A 20626-nucleotide genomic window follows, 5' to 3' on the forward strand; every position below is an offset into this window, starting at 1 on the left:
TAGATTATGCAAGACACTCTAGTTGAAGTTGCTGTCTATATTTTATAGGCAGCAGCTTTTTTTATGTGATTACTTATAAAATGCAAAAGAATGCTTCACCTTTTCAAGTATGTACCAAACGAAAAAATATCTCTGTATAATTTTTCAAAAGAATTCAGCTTGTTTTTTGTATATGTAATATTGCATATCAGAGTGTATTGATAAAAGTGTAAGGGGTCACTATAATGAGGGCATAAAGATAAATCATATTTTCGTAGCAATAAAAAGGAGGAAATAATATGGAAATCGCAATGGCAGTTTTAAAATTTGTAGGTGGCGTAATCCCGTTAATTCAAGAACTTTTAAAAGCATTTATGTAAATTTATTAGTTAGCTATCATTTATCAATCATTATCATATTTTACTAAAAAAAGAACGGGGTGATTTTTCTGAATATTAAGAAAAACACTAAAAGAAGAAAGTTCCTTACATGTTTATTAGTTAGTCTATGCACTATTAATTATTCATCTATTTCCTTCGCAGAAACACAAGCAAGTAATGTAACTGATGTAACCAAAAATGCTAGTGGCATTGATACTGGTATAGCAAATCTTAAATATAATAATCAAGAGGTTTTAGCTGTAAATGGTGATAAAGTAGAGAGTTTTGTTCCGAAAGAAAGTATCAATTCAAATGGTAAATTTGTAGTAGTGGAACGCGAAAAAAAATCACTTACAACGTCACCAGTCGATATTTCAATTATTGATTCTGTAGTGAATCGCACGTATCCAGGAGCTGTACAACTTGCAAATAAAGCTTTTGCAGACAATCAACCAAGTTTATTAGTGGCTAAGAGAAAGCCTTTGAATATTAGTATAGACTTACCGGGCATGAGAAAAGAAAATACAATCACTGTCCAAAATCCGACATATGGTAATGTAGCTGGAGCAGTAGACGATTTAGTATCTACTTGGAATGAAAAGTATTCTACAACACATACGTTACCTGCAAGAATGCAGTATACGGAATCTATGGTTTATAGTAAATCACAAATAGCAAGTGCTCTTAATGTTAACGCTAAATATCTTGATAACAGTCTAAACATTGATTTTAATGCGGTTGCAAATGGAGAGAAAAAAGTGATGGTAGCGGCGTATAAGCAAATATTTTATACGGTAAGTGCTGAACTACCTAACAATCCATCCGACCTTTTTGATAATAGCGTTACTTTTGACGAGTTAACTCGAAAAGGCGTAAGTAATTCGGCTCCACCTGTTATGGTTTCAAATGTAGCTTATGGTAGAACGATTTATGTAAAATTAGAAACAACATCTAAGAGCAAAGATGTACAAGCTGCTTTTAAAGCCTTACTTAAGAATAACAGCGTTGAAACAAGTGGACAGTATAAAGATATTTTTGAAGAAAGTACCTTTACTGCTGTAGTATTAGGCGGAGATGCGAAAGAGCATAACAAGGTTGTTACTAAAGATTTCAATGAAATCCGAAATATCATTAAAGATAATGCTGAATTAAGTCTTAAAAATCCAGCATACCCAATTTCATATACAAGCACTTTCTTAAAAGATAATGCAACTGCTGCTGTTCATAACAATACAGATTATATTGAGACGACAACTACAGAATATTCAAGTGCTAAAATGACACTTGATCATTACGGTGCTTACGTTGCTCAATTTGATGTATCTTGGGATGAATTCACATTTGACCAAAAGGGTAACGAAGTACTAACACATAAAACGTGGGATGGTAGCGGAAAAGACAAAACGGCTCATTACTCTACAGTTATCCCACTCCCACCAAATTCAAAAAATATAAAAATTGTAGCAAGAGAATGTACAGGTCTTGCATGGGAATGGTGGAGAACAATTATTAATGAACAAAATGTTCCATTAACAAATGAAATAAAAGTTTCAATTGGAGGAACAACATTATACCCAACAGCTAGTATTAGTCATTAAGTATAAAACAAGCGCCCTATAAGTAGGGCGCTTTTTACTTGGTCACAAATTTTATTTTGTATCGGTATGTTTTTAAGTTTTGTAAATCATCAACTATAAGGTGGGAATATTGTGCAGACGAAAAGCTACATGTTTTTCGTCTTTTTGTTCTCTTGCTTAATAAGAAAGATCCTGTAACTCAGTACAGGATCTTTAATCAAACGTTTTTAAAAGCTAAATTGTGGTTTCATATCACCTTTATAAGGTTCATGTTCAACGAATATAGTTATATCCTTACCAGCTTGGTCTTTACCAGTTCTCTTATACGTAAATTTATTCTTATTTAGTTCAGTAAGTTCAAGAGCAGCACCGTATTTGTTATTTCCAATTGAAACATGGGCTCTTATTTTATTTTCGTGTACAACATCGAAGTAGCCATAATCACCGCGGCTTTGACCTGTTTCGCTATTGAAGAACTCATATTTATTAGATTTGTCATCAAATTTTGCTAGACTTATAAAATTCGAATTAAACTGTGTTACATCGTTACCAGTTTCGTCTAATACCTTTGTTCCGTGCCAAAGGGTACCGCCTAAAATTTTATCTCCATCAACGTTTTTAACAATATCTCCTGTAGTCGTGTTCAGCTGCTTGTCCGGATCAGTGAAAGAAAGTTCTTTTTCTTTATATGGAACATGTTCAACGAAAACTTCTACATCTTTACCGTTAGCGTCTTTCCCTATTCGTTTATAAGTAAATACATTTTTATTTAGTTTTGTCATGTCAACGACAGCTTGATACTTCATTGATTCTGAAATTAATATTCTCTTTTTCCCATCATTTGTGATAAAGAAAGTTCCTTTATCGCCACGACTTGCACCTGTTTTAGCATCAAAAAATTCATATCTGCCGGACTTCGCATCATATTTTGCAAGACCAATGAAGTTTGCATTCTCTTTTGTTAAGTCATTCTTATCTTTGTCATACACTTGTGTACCTTGCCAATTTGTCTCGCTAAGAATATTAGCCATTTTTTGCCCTTTAGTTAATTTATTTTCCTTTTTTGTTTCTTTAGCAACTTGTTCTTGCTTTTGTTTCCCATGATTTTCTTCAGCTTTAGTACCAGCACACCCTGTTAATGCTAATGTGAATCCGAGCAGTACGGATGATAGTGCTTTTGTTTTTTTGTTCATGTTTTATCGTCTCCTTATTTTATGATTTCAAGTAGTACGGTTAGCGATTATAGTAGCAGTGCGTCATATATAAACTTAATTGCTACGTTTCTTATGTTAATCCCCGACTATAAACTGCCTCTAAATAAAACATTAAAAAAAGATAAACTAATTCCTAAATTTTTTTCATACTTATAAAAAGGTCTTTTACATGGGGGGAATGTAAATTTCTTATTTTGAAAATGGCGTAATCACATTGGGGTATACACATTATGCTTACATTGCGATTTTAGATGTGATGTTATACTGTGTATAAGATTTTATGTGTGTATGTTGTGTCGGTTTTTGTCGGTAAGTTGATATATTTCGAAAATCGCTGATATATTTGGAGTTGCGCCGATATATTTCGAAAATCGCCGATATATTTGGAGTTGTGCTGATATATTTGAAAAATCGCTGATATATTTTGGAGGGGGATAAAAATGATTGTGAAAGAGCGGAAAATGCCCGTATATTTGCTGCAATTAGAAGCTTTACTTAGAAGATTGCCTGCTCATCATCCAAAAAGGAATGTGGTGGTTGAAAGTCTAGCGAAATTTATGGCCGGCTATAAAGGAGAGCAGGCGATTGAGTATCCGCTGAGTTTTCTATCCGAAGCAGAATACCATATTTTACATGATATTAGGTTATTTGATCAAAAACATTATTTCCAAATTGATACCCTCATAGTTTCATCTTATTTTCTTCTTTTTTTTGAAATAAAAAATATTATTGGTACATTAATTTTTGATACAAAGTTCAATCAACTTATTCGAATAGTAGATGGTAATACGGAAGAAGGATTCCCAGATCCGCTTTTACAACTGAAACGGCAAGAGATGCAACTGAGAAAATGGCTGAATCTACATGATTTACATAATATTCCGATTGAAGCCCTCGTTGTAATTAGTTCCCCTCGTACAATTATTAAAACTTCAGATGAAATACTGTCTAGTAAAATTATCCACAGTGCAAATTTACCTAATAGAATAAAACAGATTAAAAATCAATATAAAGAAAAAGTGATTGATAATATAAATGGACTTATAGGCCAGATTATGAATGAGCACATTCCGCAACGTCAAAATGTTCTTGCGCAATATAAAATTAAAAAAGAGGAATTGCTAAAGGGTGTACAGTGTGAGGAATGTTTTACAATGGCAATGTTAAAAGAAAGACAGGGATGGCGTTGTTCAAATTGCAATAGTATGTCTAAACATGCTCATTTACGTGCTGTACAAGATTACACACTTCTGTTTAGTGTGATAACTACTAATAGCGAATTGAGGGAATTTCTTAATATGGAATCTAGTTCTGCGGTTAAAAGACTCCTCCAAACAATGAACATCACCTTCACTGGCAATAACAAAGGACGAATATATGATTTAACTTCTTTCCAATCGTAATTTTGCTATAATAAATAAGTACTTATACGAAGGGGAGTCTAAAGAGAGTATGAAGTCATTTAATATCGATCATGTTATAGCTAGTGTTTTGCAATGGATATTAAATATAGCCTTAATTATATTATCCATTGTGTTATCAATTTTCTTAGTGAATGAGACAATTACGTTCGTGCAGTATATTTTTTCGGCAAAAGAGTATACGTCTTATAAATTGGTTGAAAGTATCATCGTCTATTTCTTATACTTCGAGTTCATTGCATTAATTATTAAGTATTTTAAATCGAACTATCATTTCCCGTTACGTTATTTTATTTATATCGGAATTACGGCCTTAATTCGATTAATTATTGTGTCTCATGAGGAACCGATGGAGACGTTATTATACGCAGGAGCAATTCTTGTTTTAGTTATTGCTTTATACATATCAAATATGAGAGATTTGAGAAAAGAGTAGTAGTGCAGACGTAAGTTTGCACTACTTTTTTACATCTTGACCTTCAAGTTGCTTGAAAGTTTACAATGAAATTAGGGCGTTTGAAATCGAAAAAAATTGAGAAATTAAGTGAAGAGGCTTCTTTTACTTGGAGGTTATAGGAATGAATCAGGAATTGAAGTTACGTCCATTAGAACGAGAAGATTTAAAGTTTGTACACGAACTGAATAATAATGCGCATATTATGTCGTATTGGTTTGAAGAGCCGTATGAGGCATTTGTGGAGCTGCAAGACTTATATGATAAACATATACATGATCAAAGCGAACGCCGATTTATTGTTGAGAAAGACAATGAAATGGTTGGATTAGTTGAGTTAGTAGAAATCGATTATATTCACCGTAGAACAGAATTCCAAATTATTATTGATCCGAATTATCAAGGATATGGTTATGCAGTGGATGCGACGCGTTTAGCAATGGATTACGCTTTTTCCGTACTAAATATGCATAAGATTTATTTAGTTGTGGATAAGGAAAATGAAAAGGCAGTACATGTTTATAAAAAAGTTGGGTTTATGGTAGAAGGTGAGCTTATCGATGAGTTTTTCGTTGATGGTAACTATCATAATGCAATAAGAATGTGTATGTTTCAGAAGCAATATTTTGAAAACAAGTAGTTGAAAGATTCGGAAGTAATGTTGACGCTTCGTAAAACCGTATGCTAAAATCCTTTTTAAGTATTAAGGAAGGTGCATAATATGCTTTATATAAAATTTGTAAAACTCATTAGAAAACTTTGCTCCGCACAAATGTATACGGTGAAGCGTTGTACGGAGCTTAATCAAGGGGTATAAATCCCCTATATTCATCGGCTGAATAACTTTTCTAAAAAAGTATAGTGTATCTATGCTTATTTCGTTATGGTTTTTCAGCTGGTGTATAAAATAGATTAAGGGGCCATAGACAATGCTTTGTCTATGGCCCTTTGTGTATATTATTCCGATGAGTCTTTACTATAAATTGGAGTAGTATAGGAAAAACCACGAAGCAGAGGGCTAGTGTCGAATGACGCTATCTCTCTGCTTTTTTTAATTTCAGGAAAAGAGGAATAAAAATGAGTTTACTTAAAGTGGAAAGTTTATCACATAGTTTTATAGATAAAGTATTATACGAAAATGCTTCTTTTGATTTGCATAAAGGGGAGCATATGGGAATTGTTGGACAGAATGGTGCAGGAAAAAGCACATTAATGAAAATATTGGTGGGGGAAATTATTCCTGATAAGGGAGACATAACGTGGCAACCTAATATTCAAATTGGACATCTTGATCAATACGCAGAAATTGATGAGGGTTATACCATTTCACAATATTTAAAGAGAGCCTTTTATGATTTGTATGAAATGGAAAAGAGAATGAACAAGTTATATGAAGAAAGTGCGATGACTGGAGATGAAAATCAACTATTGAAAGCGGCAGAAATTCAAGGACTGCTCGAGGCTCGTGATTTTTATTCAGTAGATAGTATTACGAATAAGGTGGCAGTCGGTTTAGGTATTGATGTGATTGGGATGAATCGTGTGATTGGTGAATTAAGCGGAGGGCAGCGTGCAAAGGTAATTTTAGCGAAGCTCTTATTAGAAGAGCCTAATATTTTATTGCTAGATGAACCGACGAATTTTCTCGATAAGGAGCATGTGGAGTGGCTTGCTAATTATTTAATGAATTTTGAAGGAGCGTTTATTGTCGTATCACATGATTTTGATTTTCTGGAAAAGGTAACTTCTTGCATATGTGATGTAGAGTTCGGAACAGTTAAGAAGTATTACGGCAAATACTCAGATTTTGTAAGACAAAAGGAGCATTTGCGAAAAGATTATATTCGCCAATATTATGCACAGCAAAAGAAAATTGAAAAAACGGAAGAGTATATTCGTAGAAATATTGCTGGGGTGAATTCAAAAATAGCGCAAGGTCGTAGAAAACAATTACAGCGTATGGAAAGAATTGCGCCACCAAGTTTTACTCATAAACCGTCTATTCATTTTCAGGAACTTCCCATTTCAGTTCAGACAGTTCTTGAAGTAAATAATCTTGAAGTTGGTTACGACTTCGCTCTCTTACCAAAGTTGAATTTTTCAGTAATGGGTGGGCAAAAACTTGTCATTACAGGTTTCAATGGAGTAGGGAAATCTACTTTATTAAAAACAATCGTTGGAAATATTGCTAGTATTTCTGGAGAGTTTCACTTTTCAGAGCAAATAAAGATTGGATATTATGAGCAAGATTTAAATTGGAGCAATGATTCTTTAACGCCGCTTCAAATTATTTCAGAACAGTTTCCTAAACTGAATATGAAGGAAATACGCCATCATTTAGCTGCGTGTGGAGTGAAGGATACGCACGTTTCGCAAGAAATTCGTACGTTAAGTGGTGGTGAACAATCGAAGGTGAAACTGTGTGGATTATTACTATCACCTTGTAACTTCTTAATTTTAGATGAGCCGACAAATCATTTGGATGCAGAAGCGAAGGAAGCTTTGCAAAAGGCGTTAATTAAGTTTAAGGGCAGCATTATACTCGTATCTCACGAAGCAAGTTTTTATCTTGATTGGGCAGATAGCATCTTTCATATAGAGACGGGATTAGTTAAGGGGGTGTGAAACATATGAGTGAAAACAATTGGAAAACGAAAATTATATTATTTTTGACCGCTCAAACTATTTCGTTGTTCGGTTCCTCTCTCGTGCAATACGCGATTATATGGTATATCACCCTTACAACATCATCAGGAGTGATGTTGACTATTTCAACTGTTTGCGGTTTTCTACCACAAATTGCGATATCTTTGTTTGCAGGTGTTTGGATTGATCGTTATGACCGTAAAAAGATGATTATGTTATCAGATGGAATTATAGCGATTGCGACGTTAGTCTTAGCAATTTTATTTTTAACAGGATATAAAAGTATTTGGTTACTTTTTATTGTGTTACTCATTCGTTCAGCTGGAACAGGAGTACAAACGCCAGCTGTGAATGCATTAATTCCGCAAATCGTTCCGAAAGAGTATCTTATGAAAGTAAATGGAATAAATAGCAGTATTACATCTTTAATTTTTTAATTGGTATAACAATGCCGTGCTTCAATACACCAGTTACTGTGTTATTGCAGGAGAAAGTAGAACCATCAATGCACGGACGGATGTTTAGCCTTGTACAAATTGCGAATTCATGCGCGCTTCCTTTAGGAATGATAATATTTGGTCCGTTGTCGGATATGTTTAGTGTAGAGATTTTGTTAATTTATGCTGGGATATTCGTGCTATTTTGCGCAATGTATATTGTATTAAGCAAGAGGTTTGAAGTGTAAATATTTATAATTTAGAAGGTTTGCGAAGTGATTTAAGATGCTTTGCAAACCTTTTTGTTGTTTGTTTAGTCAATAATTATTTATTGTTTAACAATAAATAATTATTGACTGTTAATTCTTTTTTAGATAATATGATGGTAAGAATCTAAGGGGAATTACATAAGTAGAGGAGAATGTGAAATGAAAAATAAATACGTAGTAGCTATTTCTTTCATGATTTTAGCGATTATTTCTTTAACGATACATGCTTCAAACAGTAAAGTAGGAGCGGATGGATTTCTTGAAGAACCTTTCTTTTTCCTAGTACCGATAAGTTATATATTGTTCCTTAGTGGTATTGGTATATTGCTATTTGGATTTATTACTTCAAAGCTGAAAAAGGGCAATAGATAGGGACAAAACACTCACTATGAAATAGAAACATACCATATGGAAGAAAAAGAATAAGTGAGATGAATCATGATGAATCATTATTTTTATAATGGTAGACAAGTAGGAGCTGCTATTACGCTGGCTGGGGCACAAGGGACAATTCATGCTGTGAATCAAGCTATTCAAATGCAGCAACAAGCATATTTTGCACAAATGATGCAAAGTCAGTATATGCCGTATTCACAACTTCCGATGCAAATTATACATTACGATGTACATCCAGCTGGTTTATTTTCCATTCCATATGGCGGGACATATTTCTTATGAAAAAAAGCGACTCAATAGAGTCGCTTTTTTATATTCCGCCTAACTTCATTCCAAGGAAGGCAAAGGCGATACCAATTATGTAAGTAGCACTTAAATATAAAAGGAAGATGTATAGTTTTTTACGATTGAGAAGCTGAACAGATTCTAATTTAAACGTAGAAAATGTAGTGAATGCGCCCATAAATCCAGTACCTAATAATAGTTGCCAGCCTGTAGTGACTCCGTTGCCAATTATATACCCAAGTAAAAATGCCCCTGTTATATTAATAAGGAATGTAGCAATTGGAAATTGTGTTTTATTTCTTTTCTTAAACCAATTGCTAATTGCAAATCGTGTAATCGCACCGAAAAATCCTCCTGTTGCGACTAATAAAGCTTCTATCATGAGTAATCACCTTCTGTAAGAGATTTCTTAATTAAGAAATCTCCAAGTGTATAGCCAAGGCCAGACATAATGAGGCCACCAAGTATGCTGCATGATACATATAAGAAGGCTATGCTCCACTCAGAATGATTGATCAATTGCACAGTTTCTACACTAAATGTTGAAAAAGTCGTAAAGGAACCGATGAATCCAGTTCCGATGCCTGTGATAACCTCTGAAGGTAAGATGTTTAGCCGAGCGATATAAGTAGTTAGCCACGCTAAGAAAAAGCAACCGATTAAGTTAATGAGTAATGTTGCCAATGGAAATGAATGATGCCAAAATGTGTTGATATTAAGACCTAAATAATAACGAGAAAGAGCTCCTAATATACCAGCAATGCCAACGATAATATAAATCAATTTTCTCACCTCTTTAAATAGCTTGCTCAAAAAAATAGACTCCTACCAGTATCCATACTGGTAGGAGTCATTAGCTAAGCAGCGTTTATGGCGAACTCCATCGCCTATGATTATTACATATAGTGTACTAAATATACCGTTTAATTTCCAGTGAGGAGGAGGGTGTAACTTTTCTTTTTTTGATGTCTGAAGGCTTTTTAAGTAATTAAAATGGGATCGATTACTTATCAACTAAATATAGTGATATACGGTTTTAATTATGATAAAATGTTTCTTATGTGTGTCGTTTTGTTTTATTTGACTGAAAATAAAGAAAAATAAATTTGCGTGAAAAGGAGTCATTTATTTGAAGAAATTTTTAAAAATCGTATTTACATGTGTTTTAGTAGTAGCGGGCATTGTAGGAGGATTTCTAGCTTATATGACACTTACTAAAGAACAGCCTGCTGATGTTATAAGCTTGAAGGTAGAGAATAATAAGGAGCGCGTATTAGCGACTGGAAATGAGTTTAAAGTTACAACATTTAATATTGGATATGCTGGGTTAGATAAGGATCAAGATTTCTTTATGGATGGTGGAAAGGGATCTGGTTCAAGTAGTAAAGAGCAAACGGAAACTAATTTAAAGAATATGCTTTCGTTTTTACAAAATGAGAATAGTGATTTTGCACTATTACAAGAAGTTGATATAAAGTCACTTCGTTCATTTGATGTAAATGAACATGAATTTTTGAAAAAAGGATTACCTGATTATGTTTCGTCATTTGGCAAGAACTACGATACGAAATGGGTTCCAGTGCCAATAACAAATCCAATGGGATATGCGGAGGCTGGATTAAGTACGTTTTCTAAATACACTGTTCAAGAAGCGAAGAGGTTCCAGCTGCCTGGAATGGAGCCTTGGCCAAAGCGTTTGTTTGATTTAGATCGAGCAATTGTGGAATATAAAATTCCTGTTAATAATGGAAAACATGTTAGACTCGTAAATTTACATTTGTCTGCTTATGATGAAGGCGGGAAAATTAGAAAACAGCAAGTAGAGTATTTAAAAGAATATATGAACAAGCATTATGAAAATGGTGATTACGTAATAATGGGTGGAGATTGGAATCAATTGGTTTCGAACGCTCAATTAAGTGATCCGAAGTTCGTGAAAGAGCGTCCTGAGTGGTTAGTAGAGTTACCGAAGGACTTTACAGACGGTGGCTTTAAATGGGCTGTAGATCCGTCTGTTATGACTGTAAGAGATGATGTAAAGAAATATGTAGAAGGTGAAAATTTCGTCACTATTATTGATGGCTTTATCGTTTCACCGAATGTAGAGATTGTAAATGTACAAGGGAAAGATTTAAAGTTTGAAAATAGCGATCATAACCCAGTAAGTGCGGTATTTAAACTGAAGTAATTGATATGTATAAGTAGAAGGTGGGGCTTCATATGGAGTGGTTAAAGAGGACTTGTTTTTCTAACCTTGAGAAAGAATCACAGAAAAATCATTTATTACTGTTTATAACGATTTGTAGTTTCTTCCTTGGGATAATCGCAATTGGGTATTATGGATATATTTTTACAGAGAGAGCCATAGCATTTTGGATTTGTGGTATTTCTGTCGTTGCATTTGGAACGCTTTTTACTTTTATAAAAAGTATGGAATCAGCGTATAAATATATCATGACATTTATGTTGCTTACAATGTCTTACATTATGGTACAAGCTTTTAATGAAAGCCCGGCTGTATTTCAAATGGTCTATTTTACATTAGCTGTTTCACTTATTTATTTAAGCGAGCGCCTCATTTTAATTATTGGCGGGGTAGCTGTTGTGATCACATTTATCCTTTGTAGCTATTGGCCGGAGCAATTTTTTGCTTATACAGCCTCATCTGAAGCTGCTAATTTCGCAAGTTTGTTAGCGATTGTAACAATCGCTATGTGGGGCGTCACGAAAATCGGTTCTAATCTGCTCCTTCGTTTAAGTGATGAGAAGCAAGAAGTAATGAGAAAAGCTCAGGAGTTAGAAGAGACGCAAAGACTTATTGAAGAAACAGTTGTGAAACTAGATAGTAATTTCAATCATTTAAGACAAAATATGAACACGTCGATGGAATCGATGAGTGAAATTAATTTTGCCTTTGAAGAGGTGGCAGTTGGTACGCAATCACAATCAGAGATGATGTATCGTTCGGTAGAAGTATTGAATGATATGGAGGGAAATATTGAGCAAATCATCTCTCAAGTAAGAACTGCATCGGCTCATGTGGATGAAAGCTTAGAAATTTCAAAAGGTAGTGTACATACTCTAAGAAATTTTGAAACTAACATGAGAAGTTTAAATGATGTTGTTTCACAGTCTGGAATTATATTTAGAGATTTAATGATGCAATCGAAACAAATTAATGAAATTGTAGATGTAATAACGAATATTTCAAGTCAGACGAGTTTGCTAGCTTTAAATGCAAATATTGAAGCTGCGAGGGCAGGCGAGCATGGAAAAGGTTTTGCTATTGTAGCGAGTGAAGTGTTAAAGCTTGCTGAAGAATCAAATCGTTCTGCGGGAAGAATTCAAGGGATTTTGAAGGAGTTTAGTAATCAAGCAAGTAAGGTAGAAGTGCAAGTAGAGAAGTCAGAAAGAGTACAAGAAGAATGTAACGAGATGTTAGCAAGTGTTTTAACAAATGTAACTGATTTAGGGAAGTTTATTGATGCGATTAATAAAGTAATGCGAGAGGTTGTTGTTCATCAAGAAAGTTTCCAAGTTAAAACGACGAATATTGTAAAGGATGTTACGCATGCTTCTAACGTAATTCAGCAAACTTCTACAGCTACAGAAGAAGTGCTAGCGAGTGTGGAAGAAGAAAAACATCGAAATGATACGTCAGTGAAGACGTTACAAACTGTTAGCGAGCAAGTGAAGTTGTTAGAAGATATTTTAGAAAAGTAATATTGCTTAGAAAGAGCACGAGTGATGTGCTCTTTTTTCATTGAAACGAATACTTGATAGGAATTTAATTGCTTTTCTGCGCGTTTTCTGCCAAGCTTAAGGAGATAAAGTGAGACTAGTACATACTGATTATTAGCCCTCACCAATCAAGCTATCCGCAAATAGCGGAATAAAATACTTCAAAGAAAGAATTATATAGGTGACGCATATGATCGAAGTTAAGACTTCTGAACTTAGTGATGGAGAATTTAATAGAGGTGTATTTGCAACTCGTGATATTAAAAAGGGTGAGTTGATACACGCAGCACCAGTTATCTCTTATCCGAATGAACAGCATGAACATATTGAGAAAACGTTACTTGCTGATTACGCATTTGAGTATGGAATCAATCATACGGCAATCCTTTTAGGATATGGTATGTTATTTAATCATTCATATACACCGAATGCAACGTATGACATCGTTTTTGAGAATCATACATTTAACTTCTATGCTTATAAAGATATAAAAGCAGGAGAAGAAATTTTAATCAATTATAATGGTGAAGTTGATAACGATGAGCTGTTATGGTTTGATAAAGAAAAAGAAGAGAACGAAAAGTAATATAAAGAGTATAGAAAGAGCACATTCTGTGGGATGTGCTCTTTTTTATTGATGTAAATAAAGTAAAAAGTACAAAAAAATACCACTTTCTTTTTGTGTGGTATAGTAAGATACTGAGGGATAGTGTTTTGAAAAAGTCATATATTTTACAAATTGTTGTCTTTCTGATGACATGTCAAGTTTAGTAGTCCATTTGGGTTGCTTTATTATGCAATATATATTTTAATATGAGTGGCACCTCTTATAAATTAAGAGGTTTATAGGTGTCTCGAATTGATTTTGGGTACACTGTATCCACCACTTTAGGTTTTTTCATGTACGTGGGGATATTATGGGCCCGTATAACGGGATAAAATGAATATAGAAATAGAGGAATCGTAAAATGAATATGCAAGAGGTTTATAAATATTTAAGTACGGTATTGCCTGAAGGACATGTTAAACAAGATGAAATGTTAAAGAATCATACGCATATTAAAGTTGGCGGAAAAGCAGATGTTTTTGTTGCGCCTACAAATTATGATGAAATTCAAGAAGTTATTAAATATGCGAACGAATATAATATTCCAGTTACGTTTTTAGGAAATGGATCGAATGTCATTATTAAAGATGGTGGAATTCGCGGGATTACAGTAAGTTTAATTCATATTACAGGTGTTACTGTAACAGGAACGACGATTGTAGCACAGTGTGGTGCAGCAATTATTGACGTATCACGTATTGCCTTAGACCATAACTTAACGGGTCTTGAGTTTGCTTGTGGTATTCCAGGTTCAGTTGGCGGAGCATTATATATGAATGCTGGTGCATACGGCGGTGAAATTTCGTTTGTATTAACAGAAGCTGTCGTAATGACAGGTGATGGAGAGCTACGTACTTTGACGAAAGAAGCATTTGAATTTGGATATCGTAAGAGTGTATTTGCGAACAACCATTACATTATTCTTGAAGCGAGATTTGAACTTGAAGAAGGTGTACATGAAGAAATTAAAGCCAAAATGGATGATTTAACGTTTAAACGTGAGTCAAAACAGCCTCTAGAATATCCTTCATGTGGTAGCGTATTTAAGCGCCCACCAAATAACTTTGCTGGTAAGTTAATTCAAGACTCAGGACTACAAGGTAAGCGAATTGGTGGAGTAGAAGTTTCTTTAAAACACGCTGGATTTATGGTGAATGTTGATAACGGAACAGCACAAGATTACATCGATTTAATTCACTTCGTACAAAAGACAGTTGAAGAGAAATTTGGCGTGAAGTTGGAGCGAGAAGTAAGGATTATTGGAGAAGATAAAGAATAACGAAATACGTATGAAGATATGAATTATTTTAAAATAACATTTGGGTATTGTTGACAATTTGTTTTCAATTCAATATAATGGCTAATAATTTAACAAGTAACATACGTTGAAAGAGCCCAGTAGCAGTTTGTCACTGTTAACGAGAGAGCTAGGGGTTGCTGGAACCTAGCACAAACAAACTTGCGAATTACACTCTGGAGTATCTTAGGTAATGCTAAGCGGACTAGCAATCGATATTATTGCTAAGAGTGGTATGAGTAGCTATGCTATTTATGCAAACTGGGTGGTAACACGGTGAATAATCGTCCCTATGTCTATCGTAGACATAGGGGCTTTTTTGTTTTTAAAAAATAAAGGGGATGACAAAAGATGAATATTATTGATGAATTAGAATGGCGCGGCGCCGTTAATCAGCAGACTGACGAAGAAGGCTTACGTAAGCTAGTAGAAGAGAAAAAGATTTCACTATACTGCGGAGTTGATCCAACTGGTGATAGTATGCATATCGGACATTTGATTCCGTTTATGATGATGAAGAGATTCCAATTAGCTGGCCATCATCCTGTTATTTTAATTGGCGGGGCAACAGGAACAATTGGTGATCCGAGTGGACGACAATCAGAGCGTCAGCTTCAAACGTTAGAAGTGGTTCAGCATAATGTAGATGCGTTAACAGCACAAATGAAAAAGCTATTTGATTTTGGTGGAAATAGCGAAGTGAAGATGGTAAATAACTATGATTGGACACATGAAATAAATATTATTGAGTTTTTACGTGATTACGGGAAAAACTTTAGCATCAATAGCATGTTAGCGAAGGATATTGTAGCAAGCCGTTTAGATACAGGTATTTCTTTCACAGAATTCACGTACCAAATTTTGCAAGCGATGGACTTCCACCATTTATACACGAAAGAGGATGTTCAACTTCAAATTGGTGGCAGTGACCAATGGGGAAATATTACGAGTGGTTTAGATTTAATTCGTAAGTTAGAAGGTCATGAGGCGAAAGTATTCGGATTAACGATTCCGTTATTATTAAAATCGGACGGTACGAAGTTTGGTAAATCAGCGGGTGGTGCGGTTTGGCTTGATCCTGAAAAAACGACACCGTTTGAATTTTACCAGTTCTGGGTAAATACAGATGACCGTGACGTAATTAAATACTTGAAATACTTTACGTTCTTAACGAAAGAGCGTATTGATGAATTAGCAACGAAGGTAGAAACAGAGCCTCATAAACGTGAAGCGCAAAAAGTGTTAGCGGAAGAAATGACGAAATTTGTTCATGGAGAAGAGGCGTTCCTGCAAGCTGAGAAAATTACAGCAGCGTTATTTAGCGGAGATATTAAATCGTTAACAGCTGATGAAATTGAACAAGGCTTTAAAGAAATGCCAACATTCCAGTCTTCAAAAGAGACGAAAAACATCGTAGAGTGGCTAGTCGATTTAGGGATTGAACCATCTAGACGACAAGCACGCGAGGACATTAATAATGGTGCGATTTCTATGAATGGTGAGAAAGTAACAGATGTGGGTACAGATGTTACTGTAGAAAATTCATTTGATGGAAGATTTATTATTATTCGTAAAGGGAAGAAGAACTACAGTCTTGTGAAATTAGGATAATAAGTAAGGCTGGAAAATATATCGGCGATTTTTCGAATATATCGACCGTAACTCAAATTATATCGGCGATTTTCGAAATATATCAGCGCAAATCCGAATATATCAGCGATTTTCCCAATATATCGATTTACCGACAAAAAGCGACAATAAGAACTGTTCCGAACGGGACAGCTTTCATTATAAAAAGTCAGTATATTTAGATAAATTTAAAGGGTATATAATTTTTTTGACGAATAAATAAGTTAGAGAAAATTACGGATAAAAAATAGCCCGAACCATGCAGGGCATGATTCGGGCTTATATTCAGATTAGTAAGCTAAGCTGAATAGACCTTTAATGTGTGATAAGTAACGAACGTTACTTGCTTCTTTCATTAATGATGCTGGTAAGCCTTTAAGTGGAGTATTACTTGCTCCAATTGTAGCAACCGCATCTTTACGTCCTAGACTAGCAAGTGTTCCAGAGTTTACAGGTGCGAACTCTTCCAATGCTTTGCCTTCTAGTGCTGCGTATAAGTTGTATCCAATTAACTCACCCATTTGCCAAGCGATTTGTGCAGTTGGTGGGTATGGACGTCCGTCTGGAGCGAAGACAACAGCGCTGTCTCCAGCAACGAATACGTCTTTGTGAGAAGTAGATTGTAGGTATGCATCAACTGTTGCACGTCCACGGTTAACTTCAAGACCTGATTCACCGATTAATGGGTTACCTTGTACGCCGCCTGTCCAAACGAATGTGTTAGCAACAAGTTTTTGACCGTCTTTTAAGTCGATTTCATTGCCAGCAACGTTTGTTACAGGAAGACCAGTTAAGAATGTAACACCGCGTGCTTCTAGGCTAGTAGTTGCACGTTCGATTAAGTGGTCTGGTAATACTGGAAGGATTTTTGGACCTGCTTCAACAAGAAGAAGTTTCACTTCTTTTGGATTTACGCCGTGGCTTTTTGCAAGTTTAGGCATAATGTCAGCAAGCTCACCAACTAGCTCAACGCCAGTTAATCCGCCACCACCGATTACGATTGTAGCATCAGCTTCGTTTTTCGTTTTCGCGTATTCACGAATACGGTCTTCAACGTGTTTGTAGATTTTGTTTGCATCAGCAGCCGATTTTAATACCATGCTGTTTTCTTCTAGTCCTGGAATACCGAAGTAAGCAGTTTTACTTCCTAAAGCAACTACAAGTGCATCGTAAGATAAAGTAGTGCCACCAGCTAGTTTGATTTCTTTGCTATCAACTGAGAATGACTCAACTGTTGCGATTTTAAGATCGATGTCTTTCCCTTTGAAAAGCTTTGTAAGTGGCATTGCAACTGCTTGCTCAGACACGTTACCAGCTGCAAGGCGGTGTAGTTCAGTGATGATTTGGTGTGTTGGGTATTGGTTAATCACTGTAACTTGTGCTTCTGATTTGCTGTAATATTTACGTACGTTTAAAGCGGCAAGAAGACCGCCATAACCAGCGCCTAAGATGACAATTTGTTTTGACATAGTATGATATCCCCCGTCTTTACTAATTGTTGTTATAAGTTAAATTATTTATTGTTACGTTCTGCACTAATTTGAAGATATGCGTTCACAAAGCGGAACATTTTTTGTGCTTGTGGATCTTTTAGTAATTTTAACAGGCCGAATAGGCCGATAACTTCGTTGCTTTCTTCAGCACGATCTTTCGCTTCGATTGCAGTTGCAGCCATGCTTTTCACTGTATCTTTTACAGGTTCTACAAGCTCTGTAATTGCACCAACAGTGTCGCTTTTTAATACTTCATCAGTAGCAACAGTTTGAGCGAAGTCATAAGACTTAGTTAAAATGTTAACAAGCTCAGTTAATTTTGGAAGCTGTTCTACTAGTGTTGTTAATGATTCTTGTACCTCAGGTTTTAACAACTGATCAAGTACATCAAGTTGTCCTTGGCTAGCAGAAATTTGTACAGTTTCTTGTTCTGGCTTTGTTTGAGTCATAGTTTCTGGCATCTCCAATTCTCCTTTACGATAGCAATACTCTTATTTTTTATAAGTAAGATAGTAAACGTTTACGAAACTTTATACAAAGTTTCACAAAACACAATAAAATGCCTTTAAATTTATGACAGCAAGTAAGCTGCAAACATAAATCTAAAACCATAACGTCTTACTTATTATTTATGAACTGTCCGATACATGGCTTGTCCGCATAATGGAAAAGCTCCGTTACCGGAAAGTGTATATAATATATATCCTATATTATATACTATATACACCTATGTTAACATAAAAATGATTCCTAATTATTTGATATTGAGTGTATAACGTAGTGCTGACAAGGTATGAAAGCGTATAAAATATTTTGTTCCAGTTAGAAATGTATATACATATAAAGAAAAAAAGGAAAAAATGAACAAATTCATGTTCGTTTTTTCCTTTTTCCTATTATTCACCTTCTACAATTAGCATCGATGTGTTACCGCTTTTTTCAAGATGGCATTCGCCCCAAGTACAAAGAGAATCAAGAATGGACTCTAAAGACCAACCGTATTCTGTAAGTGAATATTCTACTTTTGGTGGTACTTGATTGTATACCTTTCTTTGAATAACCCCATCGTCTTCTAATTCACGTAATTGCTGAGTTAACATTTTTTGTGTAATCCCAGGCATTAAACGTTTTAGTTCACTCGTTCTTTTTGTGCCTTTCGTTAGATGACAAAGGATAACAACCTTCCATTTTCCACCGATAACCTCTAAAGTCGCTTCAACGGGAATATTATATTTCTTCATATAAAAATCTCCTTTGATGAATGTAGATTTAAGTTCTCCAACAAAAGAAGCTAAATAATTAAATGTTACTAAAAAGTGCCTATAGCACTTTAAAGTACGTACTTTTTATCATGTTGAATATGTTCCATAATAGCATACGTAAGAGGGAAATGAGTAGTACGGTACTAAAAAGTGCCTATGTTACTTTTAGGTACCTATCGTACTTTTAAGTGCGTTCTTCAAAAAAAGAGTAAAGCCATTCATAATAGCGTATATCAACAGTAAAGTTATTTTTGTAGAAGATAAAAAGGCCTTTTTATCATACTATTATGATTGGATTTCTCGCATTAAGGAGGAGTTCAATTGAATTCATATACAGTATCTTCTTCGGTTATGCAGACGAATCGGAGAAGTATGTTTGCTTTATTAGCACTAGCAATTAGTGCGTTTGGAATTGGTACAACTGAATTTATTAGTGTCGGCTTATTACCATCTATCTCAGAGGATTTACATGTTTCTGTTACAACAGCGGGGTTAACTGTTTCTTTATATGCATTAGGAGTAGCGTTTGGTGCTCCAGTATTAACGTCATTAACAGCTAGTATGTCGCGAAAGACGTTATTAATGTGGATTATGATTATTTTCATTATTGGTAATGGAATTGCGGCGGTAGCAACAAGTTTTACTGTGTTACTTATTGCGAGGGTTGTATCTGCATTTGCGCATGGTATTTTTATGTCAATTGGATCTACAATTGCGGCTGCGCTTGTACCTGAGAATAAACGTGCAAGTGCAATAGCATTTATGTTTACTGGTTTAACTGTTGCGACTATTACAGGTGTACCAATTGGAACATTTATCGGTCAACAATTTGGCTGGAGGGCCTCGTTTATTGTTATTGTGGCCATTGGAATCGTTGCTTTAATCGCCAATAGTATGCTAATTCCTTCTAATTTAAAAAAAGGTACGTCTGTATCATTTCGCGATCAATTTAAGCTGATTACGAATGGAAGACTGTTACTTGTATTTATTATTACTGCATTAGGATACGGGGGAACGTTCGTAACATTTACGTATTTATCTCCGTTATTACAAGAAGTAACAGGATTTAAAGCAAGTACCGTTACAATTATTTTGTTAGTATACGGAATTGCAATTGCGATTGGGAATATGGTCGGGGGAAAATTATCAAATCATAATCCGATTCGAGCGTTATTTTACATGTTCTTTATTCAAGCGATTATATTATTTGTTTTAACATTTACAGCGCCATTTAAAGTCGCTGGATTCATCACAATTATTTTCATGGGACTATTCGCATTTATGAATGTTCCAGGGCTACAAGTGTATGTTGTTATATTAGCTGAGAGGTTTGTACCTAGCGCTGTTGATGTAGCATCGGCGATTAACATTGCAGCATTTAACGCAGGAATTGCTCTTGGTGCTTACTTGGGCGGTATTGTAACGAACTCGTTAGGATTAATTCATACGGCTTGGGTAGGTGGAATTATGGTAGTAGGTGCTGTTGTTTTAACTGCGTGGAGTATGACATTAGAAAAAAGAGATCAAGTAAAATAAAAG

At 34.9% G+C, this 20626-nt stretch carries 19 protein-coding genes, 1 pseudogene, 1 riboswitch and 1 other annotated feature; of the genes and pseudogenes, 14 read left to right on the top strand and 6 right to left on the bottom strand.

Translation table 11 applies throughout. The features are described 5' to 3' along the window. Nucleotides 1-418: 418 nt before the first annotated feature. Complete coding sequence (gene alo, locus B9A45_RS03755) at nt 419-1957, top strand: anthrolysin O/cereolysin O family cholesterol-dependent cytolysin Alo (RefSeq protein WP_084063873.1); 1539 nt, start codon at nt 419-421, stop codon at nt 1955-1957. A 206-nt stretch (nt 1958-2163) separates the two neighbouring features. Here the strand turns inward: alo and B9A45_RS03760 are convergent, their stop codons facing one another. Continuing rightward, the gene (locus B9A45_RS03760) at nt 2164-3129 is read right to left on the bottom strand and encodes a DUF4822 domain-containing protein (RefSeq protein ID WP_084063874.1); all 966 of its coding nucleotides are present in this window, start codon (nt 3127-3129) and stop codon (nt 2164-2166) included. A gap of 461 nt (nt 3130-3590) precedes the next feature. On the opposite strand from B9A45_RS03760, the gene B9A45_RS03770 reads away from it, so the two are divergent. The 7 genes and pseudogenes from B9A45_RS03770 (at nt 3591) to B9A45_RS03800 (ending at nt 9055) form a co-directional block, all read left to right on the top strand. Beyond that, nucleotides 3591-4553, top strand: a complete 963-nt coding sequence (locus B9A45_RS03770) for a nuclease-related domain-containing protein (protein WP_000635745.1) — start codon at nt 3591-3593, stop codon at nt 4551-4553. A gap of 49 nt (nt 4554-4602) precedes the next feature. Then, complete coding sequence (psiE, locus tag B9A45_RS03775; protein ID WP_000834708.1) at nt 4603-5007, top strand: phosphate-starvation-inducible protein PsiE; 405 nt, start codon at nt 4603-4605, stop codon at nt 5005-5007. 142 nt (nt 5008-5149) lie between these two features. Continuing rightward, nucleotides 5150-5665, top strand: coding sequence for a spermidine N1-acetyltransferase (gene speG / locus B9A45_RS03780; protein WP_001071092.1), 516 nt, complete (start codon nt 5150-5152; stop codon nt 5663-5665). 437 nt (nt 5666-6102) lie between these two features. Further along, nucleotides 6103-7650 carry an ABC-F family ATP-binding cassette domain-containing protein gene (locus B9A45_RS03785; protein ID WP_084063875.1) on the top strand — a complete coding sequence of 516 codons (1548 nt, stop codon included), beginning with the start codon at nt 6103-6105 and terminating at the stop codon, nt 7648-7650. A 5-nt stretch (nt 7651-7655) separates the two neighbouring features. Next, nucleotides 7656-8356: pseudogene (locus B9A45_RS03790) on the top strand (MFS transporter). A gap of 180 nt (nt 8357-8536) precedes the next feature. Further along, nucleotides 8537-8749 carry a DUF3955 domain-containing protein gene (locus B9A45_RS03795; RefSeq protein WP_000792610.1) on the top strand — a complete coding sequence of 71 codons (213 nt, stop codon included), beginning with the start codon at nt 8537-8539 and terminating at the stop codon, nt 8747-8749. A gap of 66 nt (nt 8750-8815) precedes the next feature. After that, nucleotides 8816-9055, top strand: a complete 240-nt coding sequence (locus B9A45_RS03800) for a DUF3947 family protein (protein ID WP_000980955.1) — start codon at nt 8816-8818, stop codon at nt 9053-9055. Nucleotides 9056-9083: 28 nt separating this feature from the next. On the opposite strand, the gene crcB (B9A45_RS03805) is transcribed toward B9A45_RS03800, so the two are convergent. Continuing rightward, entirely contained in the window at nt 9084-9440 is a 357-nt protein-coding gene (crcB, locus tag B9A45_RS03805; protein ID WP_000568580.1) for a fluoride efflux transporter CrcB, read from the bottom strand. Next, the gene (gene crcB / locus B9A45_RS03810; protein ID WP_000639312.1) at nt 9437-9841 is read right to left on the bottom strand and encodes a fluoride efflux transporter CrcB; all 405 of its coding nucleotides are present in this window, start codon (nt 9839-9841) and stop codon (nt 9437-9439) included. Before crcB (B9A45_RS03810) ends, crcB (B9A45_RS03805) begins: the two co-directional genes overlap by 4 nt. A 54-nt stretch (nt 9842-9895) precedes the next feature. Continuing rightward, nucleotides 9896-9955, bottom strand: a riboswitch (Fluoride riboswitch). Nucleotides 9956-10187: 232 nt separating this feature from the next. Between crcB (B9A45_RS03810) and B9A45_RS03815 the strand changes: the two genes are divergently transcribed. The 5 genes from B9A45_RS03815 (at nt 10188) to tyrS (ending at nt 16314) form a co-directional block, all read left to right on the top strand. Continuing rightward, nucleotides 10188-11246 carry an endonuclease/exonuclease/phosphatase family protein gene (locus B9A45_RS03815; RefSeq protein WP_000714051.1) on the top strand — a complete coding sequence of 353 codons (1059 nt, stop codon included), beginning with the start codon at nt 10188-10190 and terminating at the stop codon, nt 11244-11246. A gap of 32 nt (nt 11247-11278) precedes the next feature. After that, on the top strand, nt 11279-12781 hold the full coding sequence (locus B9A45_RS03820) for a DUF4077 domain-containing protein (RefSeq protein WP_000455078.1): 1503 nt from the start codon (nt 11279-11281) through the stop codon (nt 12779-12781). Nucleotides 12782-12989: 208 nt separating this feature from the next. Continuing rightward, nucleotides 12990-13385 carry an SET domain-containing protein gene (locus tag B9A45_RS03825; protein ID WP_000573649.1) on the top strand — a complete coding sequence of 132 codons (396 nt, stop codon included), beginning with the start codon at nt 12990-12992 and terminating at the stop codon, nt 13383-13385. A gap of 382 nt (nt 13386-13767) precedes the next feature. Continuing rightward, entirely contained in the window at nt 13768-14685 is a 918-nt protein-coding gene (gene murB, locus B9A45_RS03830) for a UDP-N-acetylmuramate dehydrogenase (RefSeq protein ID WP_001057102.1), read from the top strand. A gap of 97 nt (nt 14686-14782) precedes the next feature. Continuing rightward, nucleotides 14783-14998 (top strand) — a binding site (T-box leader). A gap of 56 nt (nt 14999-15054) precedes the next feature. Then, a complete protein-coding gene (gene tyrS, locus B9A45_RS03835; protein ID WP_001021098.1) occupies nt 15055-16314 on the top strand; it encodes a tyrosine--tRNA ligase in 1260 nt (419 codons plus the stop codon). Between the two features lie 308 nt (nt 16315-16622). Here tyrS and B9A45_RS03840 read toward each other — a convergent pair whose 3' ends face one another. The 3 genes from B9A45_RS03840 to B9A45_RS03850 form a co-directional block, all read right to left on the bottom strand. Beyond that, nucleotides 16623-17801 (bottom strand): NAD(P)/FAD-dependent oxidoreductase, encoded by a 1179-nt coding sequence (locus tag B9A45_RS03840; protein ID WP_000043203.1) that lies wholly within the window; start codon nt 17799-17801, stop codon nt 16623-16625. A 44-nt stretch (nt 17802-17845) separates the two neighbouring features. After that, nucleotides 17846-18286, bottom strand: coding sequence for a DUF1641 domain-containing protein (locus B9A45_RS03845; protein WP_001115311.1), 441 nt, complete (start codon nt 18284-18286; stop codon nt 17846-17848). A 435-nt stretch (nt 18287-18721) separates the two neighbouring features. Further along, nucleotides 18722-19066: a winged helix-turn-helix transcriptional regulator gene (locus B9A45_RS03850; RefSeq protein WP_000760475.1), complete on the bottom strand. Its 345-nt coding sequence runs from the start codon at nt 19064-19066 to the stop codon at nt 18722-18724. A 372-nt stretch (nt 19067-19438) separates the two neighbouring features. Between B9A45_RS03850 and B9A45_RS03855 the strand changes: the two genes are divergently transcribed. Then, nucleotides 19439-20623: an MFS transporter gene (locus B9A45_RS03855; protein ID WP_165495913.1), complete on the top strand. Its 1185-nt coding sequence runs from the start codon at nt 19439-19441 to the stop codon at nt 20621-20623. The last annotated feature ends 3 nt before the right edge of the window (nt 20624-20626 follow it).

Origin of the sequence: Bacillus sp. JKS001846, assembly GCF_900176455.1 — a bacterium.
Taxonomy (GTDB): domain Bacteria; phylum Bacillota; class Bacilli; order Bacillales; family Bacillaceae_G; genus Bacillus_A; species Bacillus_A cereus.

Coding starts and splice junctions, on each gene's coding strand:
- B9A45_RS03800 (WP_000980955.1), top strand. CDS start 8,816: ATGATGAATCATTATTTTTATAATGGTAGACAAGTAGGAGCTGCTATT.
- B9A45_RS03785 (WP_084063875.1), top strand. CDS start 6,103: ATGAGTTTACTTAAAGTGGAAAGTTTATCACATAGTTTTATAGATAAA.
- B9A45_RS03855 (WP_165495913.1), top strand. CDS start 19,439: ATGCAGACGAATCGGAGAAGTATGTTTGCTTTATTAGCACTAGCAATT.
- murB (WP_001057102.1), top strand. CDS start 13,768: ATGAATATGCAAGAGGTTTATAAATATTTAAGTACGGTATTGCCTGAA.
- B9A45_RS03825 (WP_000573649.1), top strand. CDS start 12,990: ATGATCGAAGTTAAGACTTCTGAACTTAGTGATGGAGAATTTAATAGA.
- B9A45_RS03845 (WP_001115311.1), bottom strand. CDS start 18,286: ATGCCAGAAACTATGACTCAAACAAAGCCAGAACAAGAAACTGTACAA.
- psiE (WP_000834708.1), top strand. CDS start 4,603: ATGAAGTCATTTAATATCGATCATGTTATAGCTAGTGTTTTGCAATGG.
- crcB (WP_000568580.1), bottom strand. CDS start 9,440: ATGATAGAAGCTTTATTAGTCGCAACAGGAGGATTTTTCGGTGCGATT.
- B9A45_RS03840 (WP_000043203.1), bottom strand. CDS start 17,801: ATGTCAAAACAAATTGTCATCTTAGGCGCTGGTTATGGCGGTCTTCTT.
- speG (WP_001071092.1), top strand. CDS start 5,150: ATGAATCAGGAATTGAAGTTACGTCCATTAGAACGAGAAGATTTAAAG.
- B9A45_RS03760 (WP_084063874.1), bottom strand. CDS start 3,129: ATGAACAAAAAAACAAAAGCACTATCATCCGTACTGCTCGGATTCACA.
- tyrS (WP_001021098.1), top strand. CDS start 15,055: ATGAATATTATTGATGAATTAGAATGGCGCGGCGCCGTTAATCAGCAG.
- B9A45_RS03820 (WP_000455078.1), top strand. CDS start 11,279: ATGGAGTGGTTAAAGAGGACTTGTTTTTCTAACCTTGAGAAAGAATCA.
- B9A45_RS03850 (WP_000760475.1), bottom strand. CDS start 19,066: ATGAAGAAATATAATATTCCCGTTGAAGCGACTTTAGAGGTTATCGGT.
- B9A45_RS03770 (WP_000635745.1), top strand. CDS start 3,591: ATGATTGTGAAAGAGCGGAAAATGCCCGTATATTTGCTGCAATTAGAA.
- B9A45_RS03795 (WP_000792610.1), top strand. CDS start 8,537: ATGAAAAATAAATACGTAGTAGCTATTTCTTTCATGATTTTAGCGATT.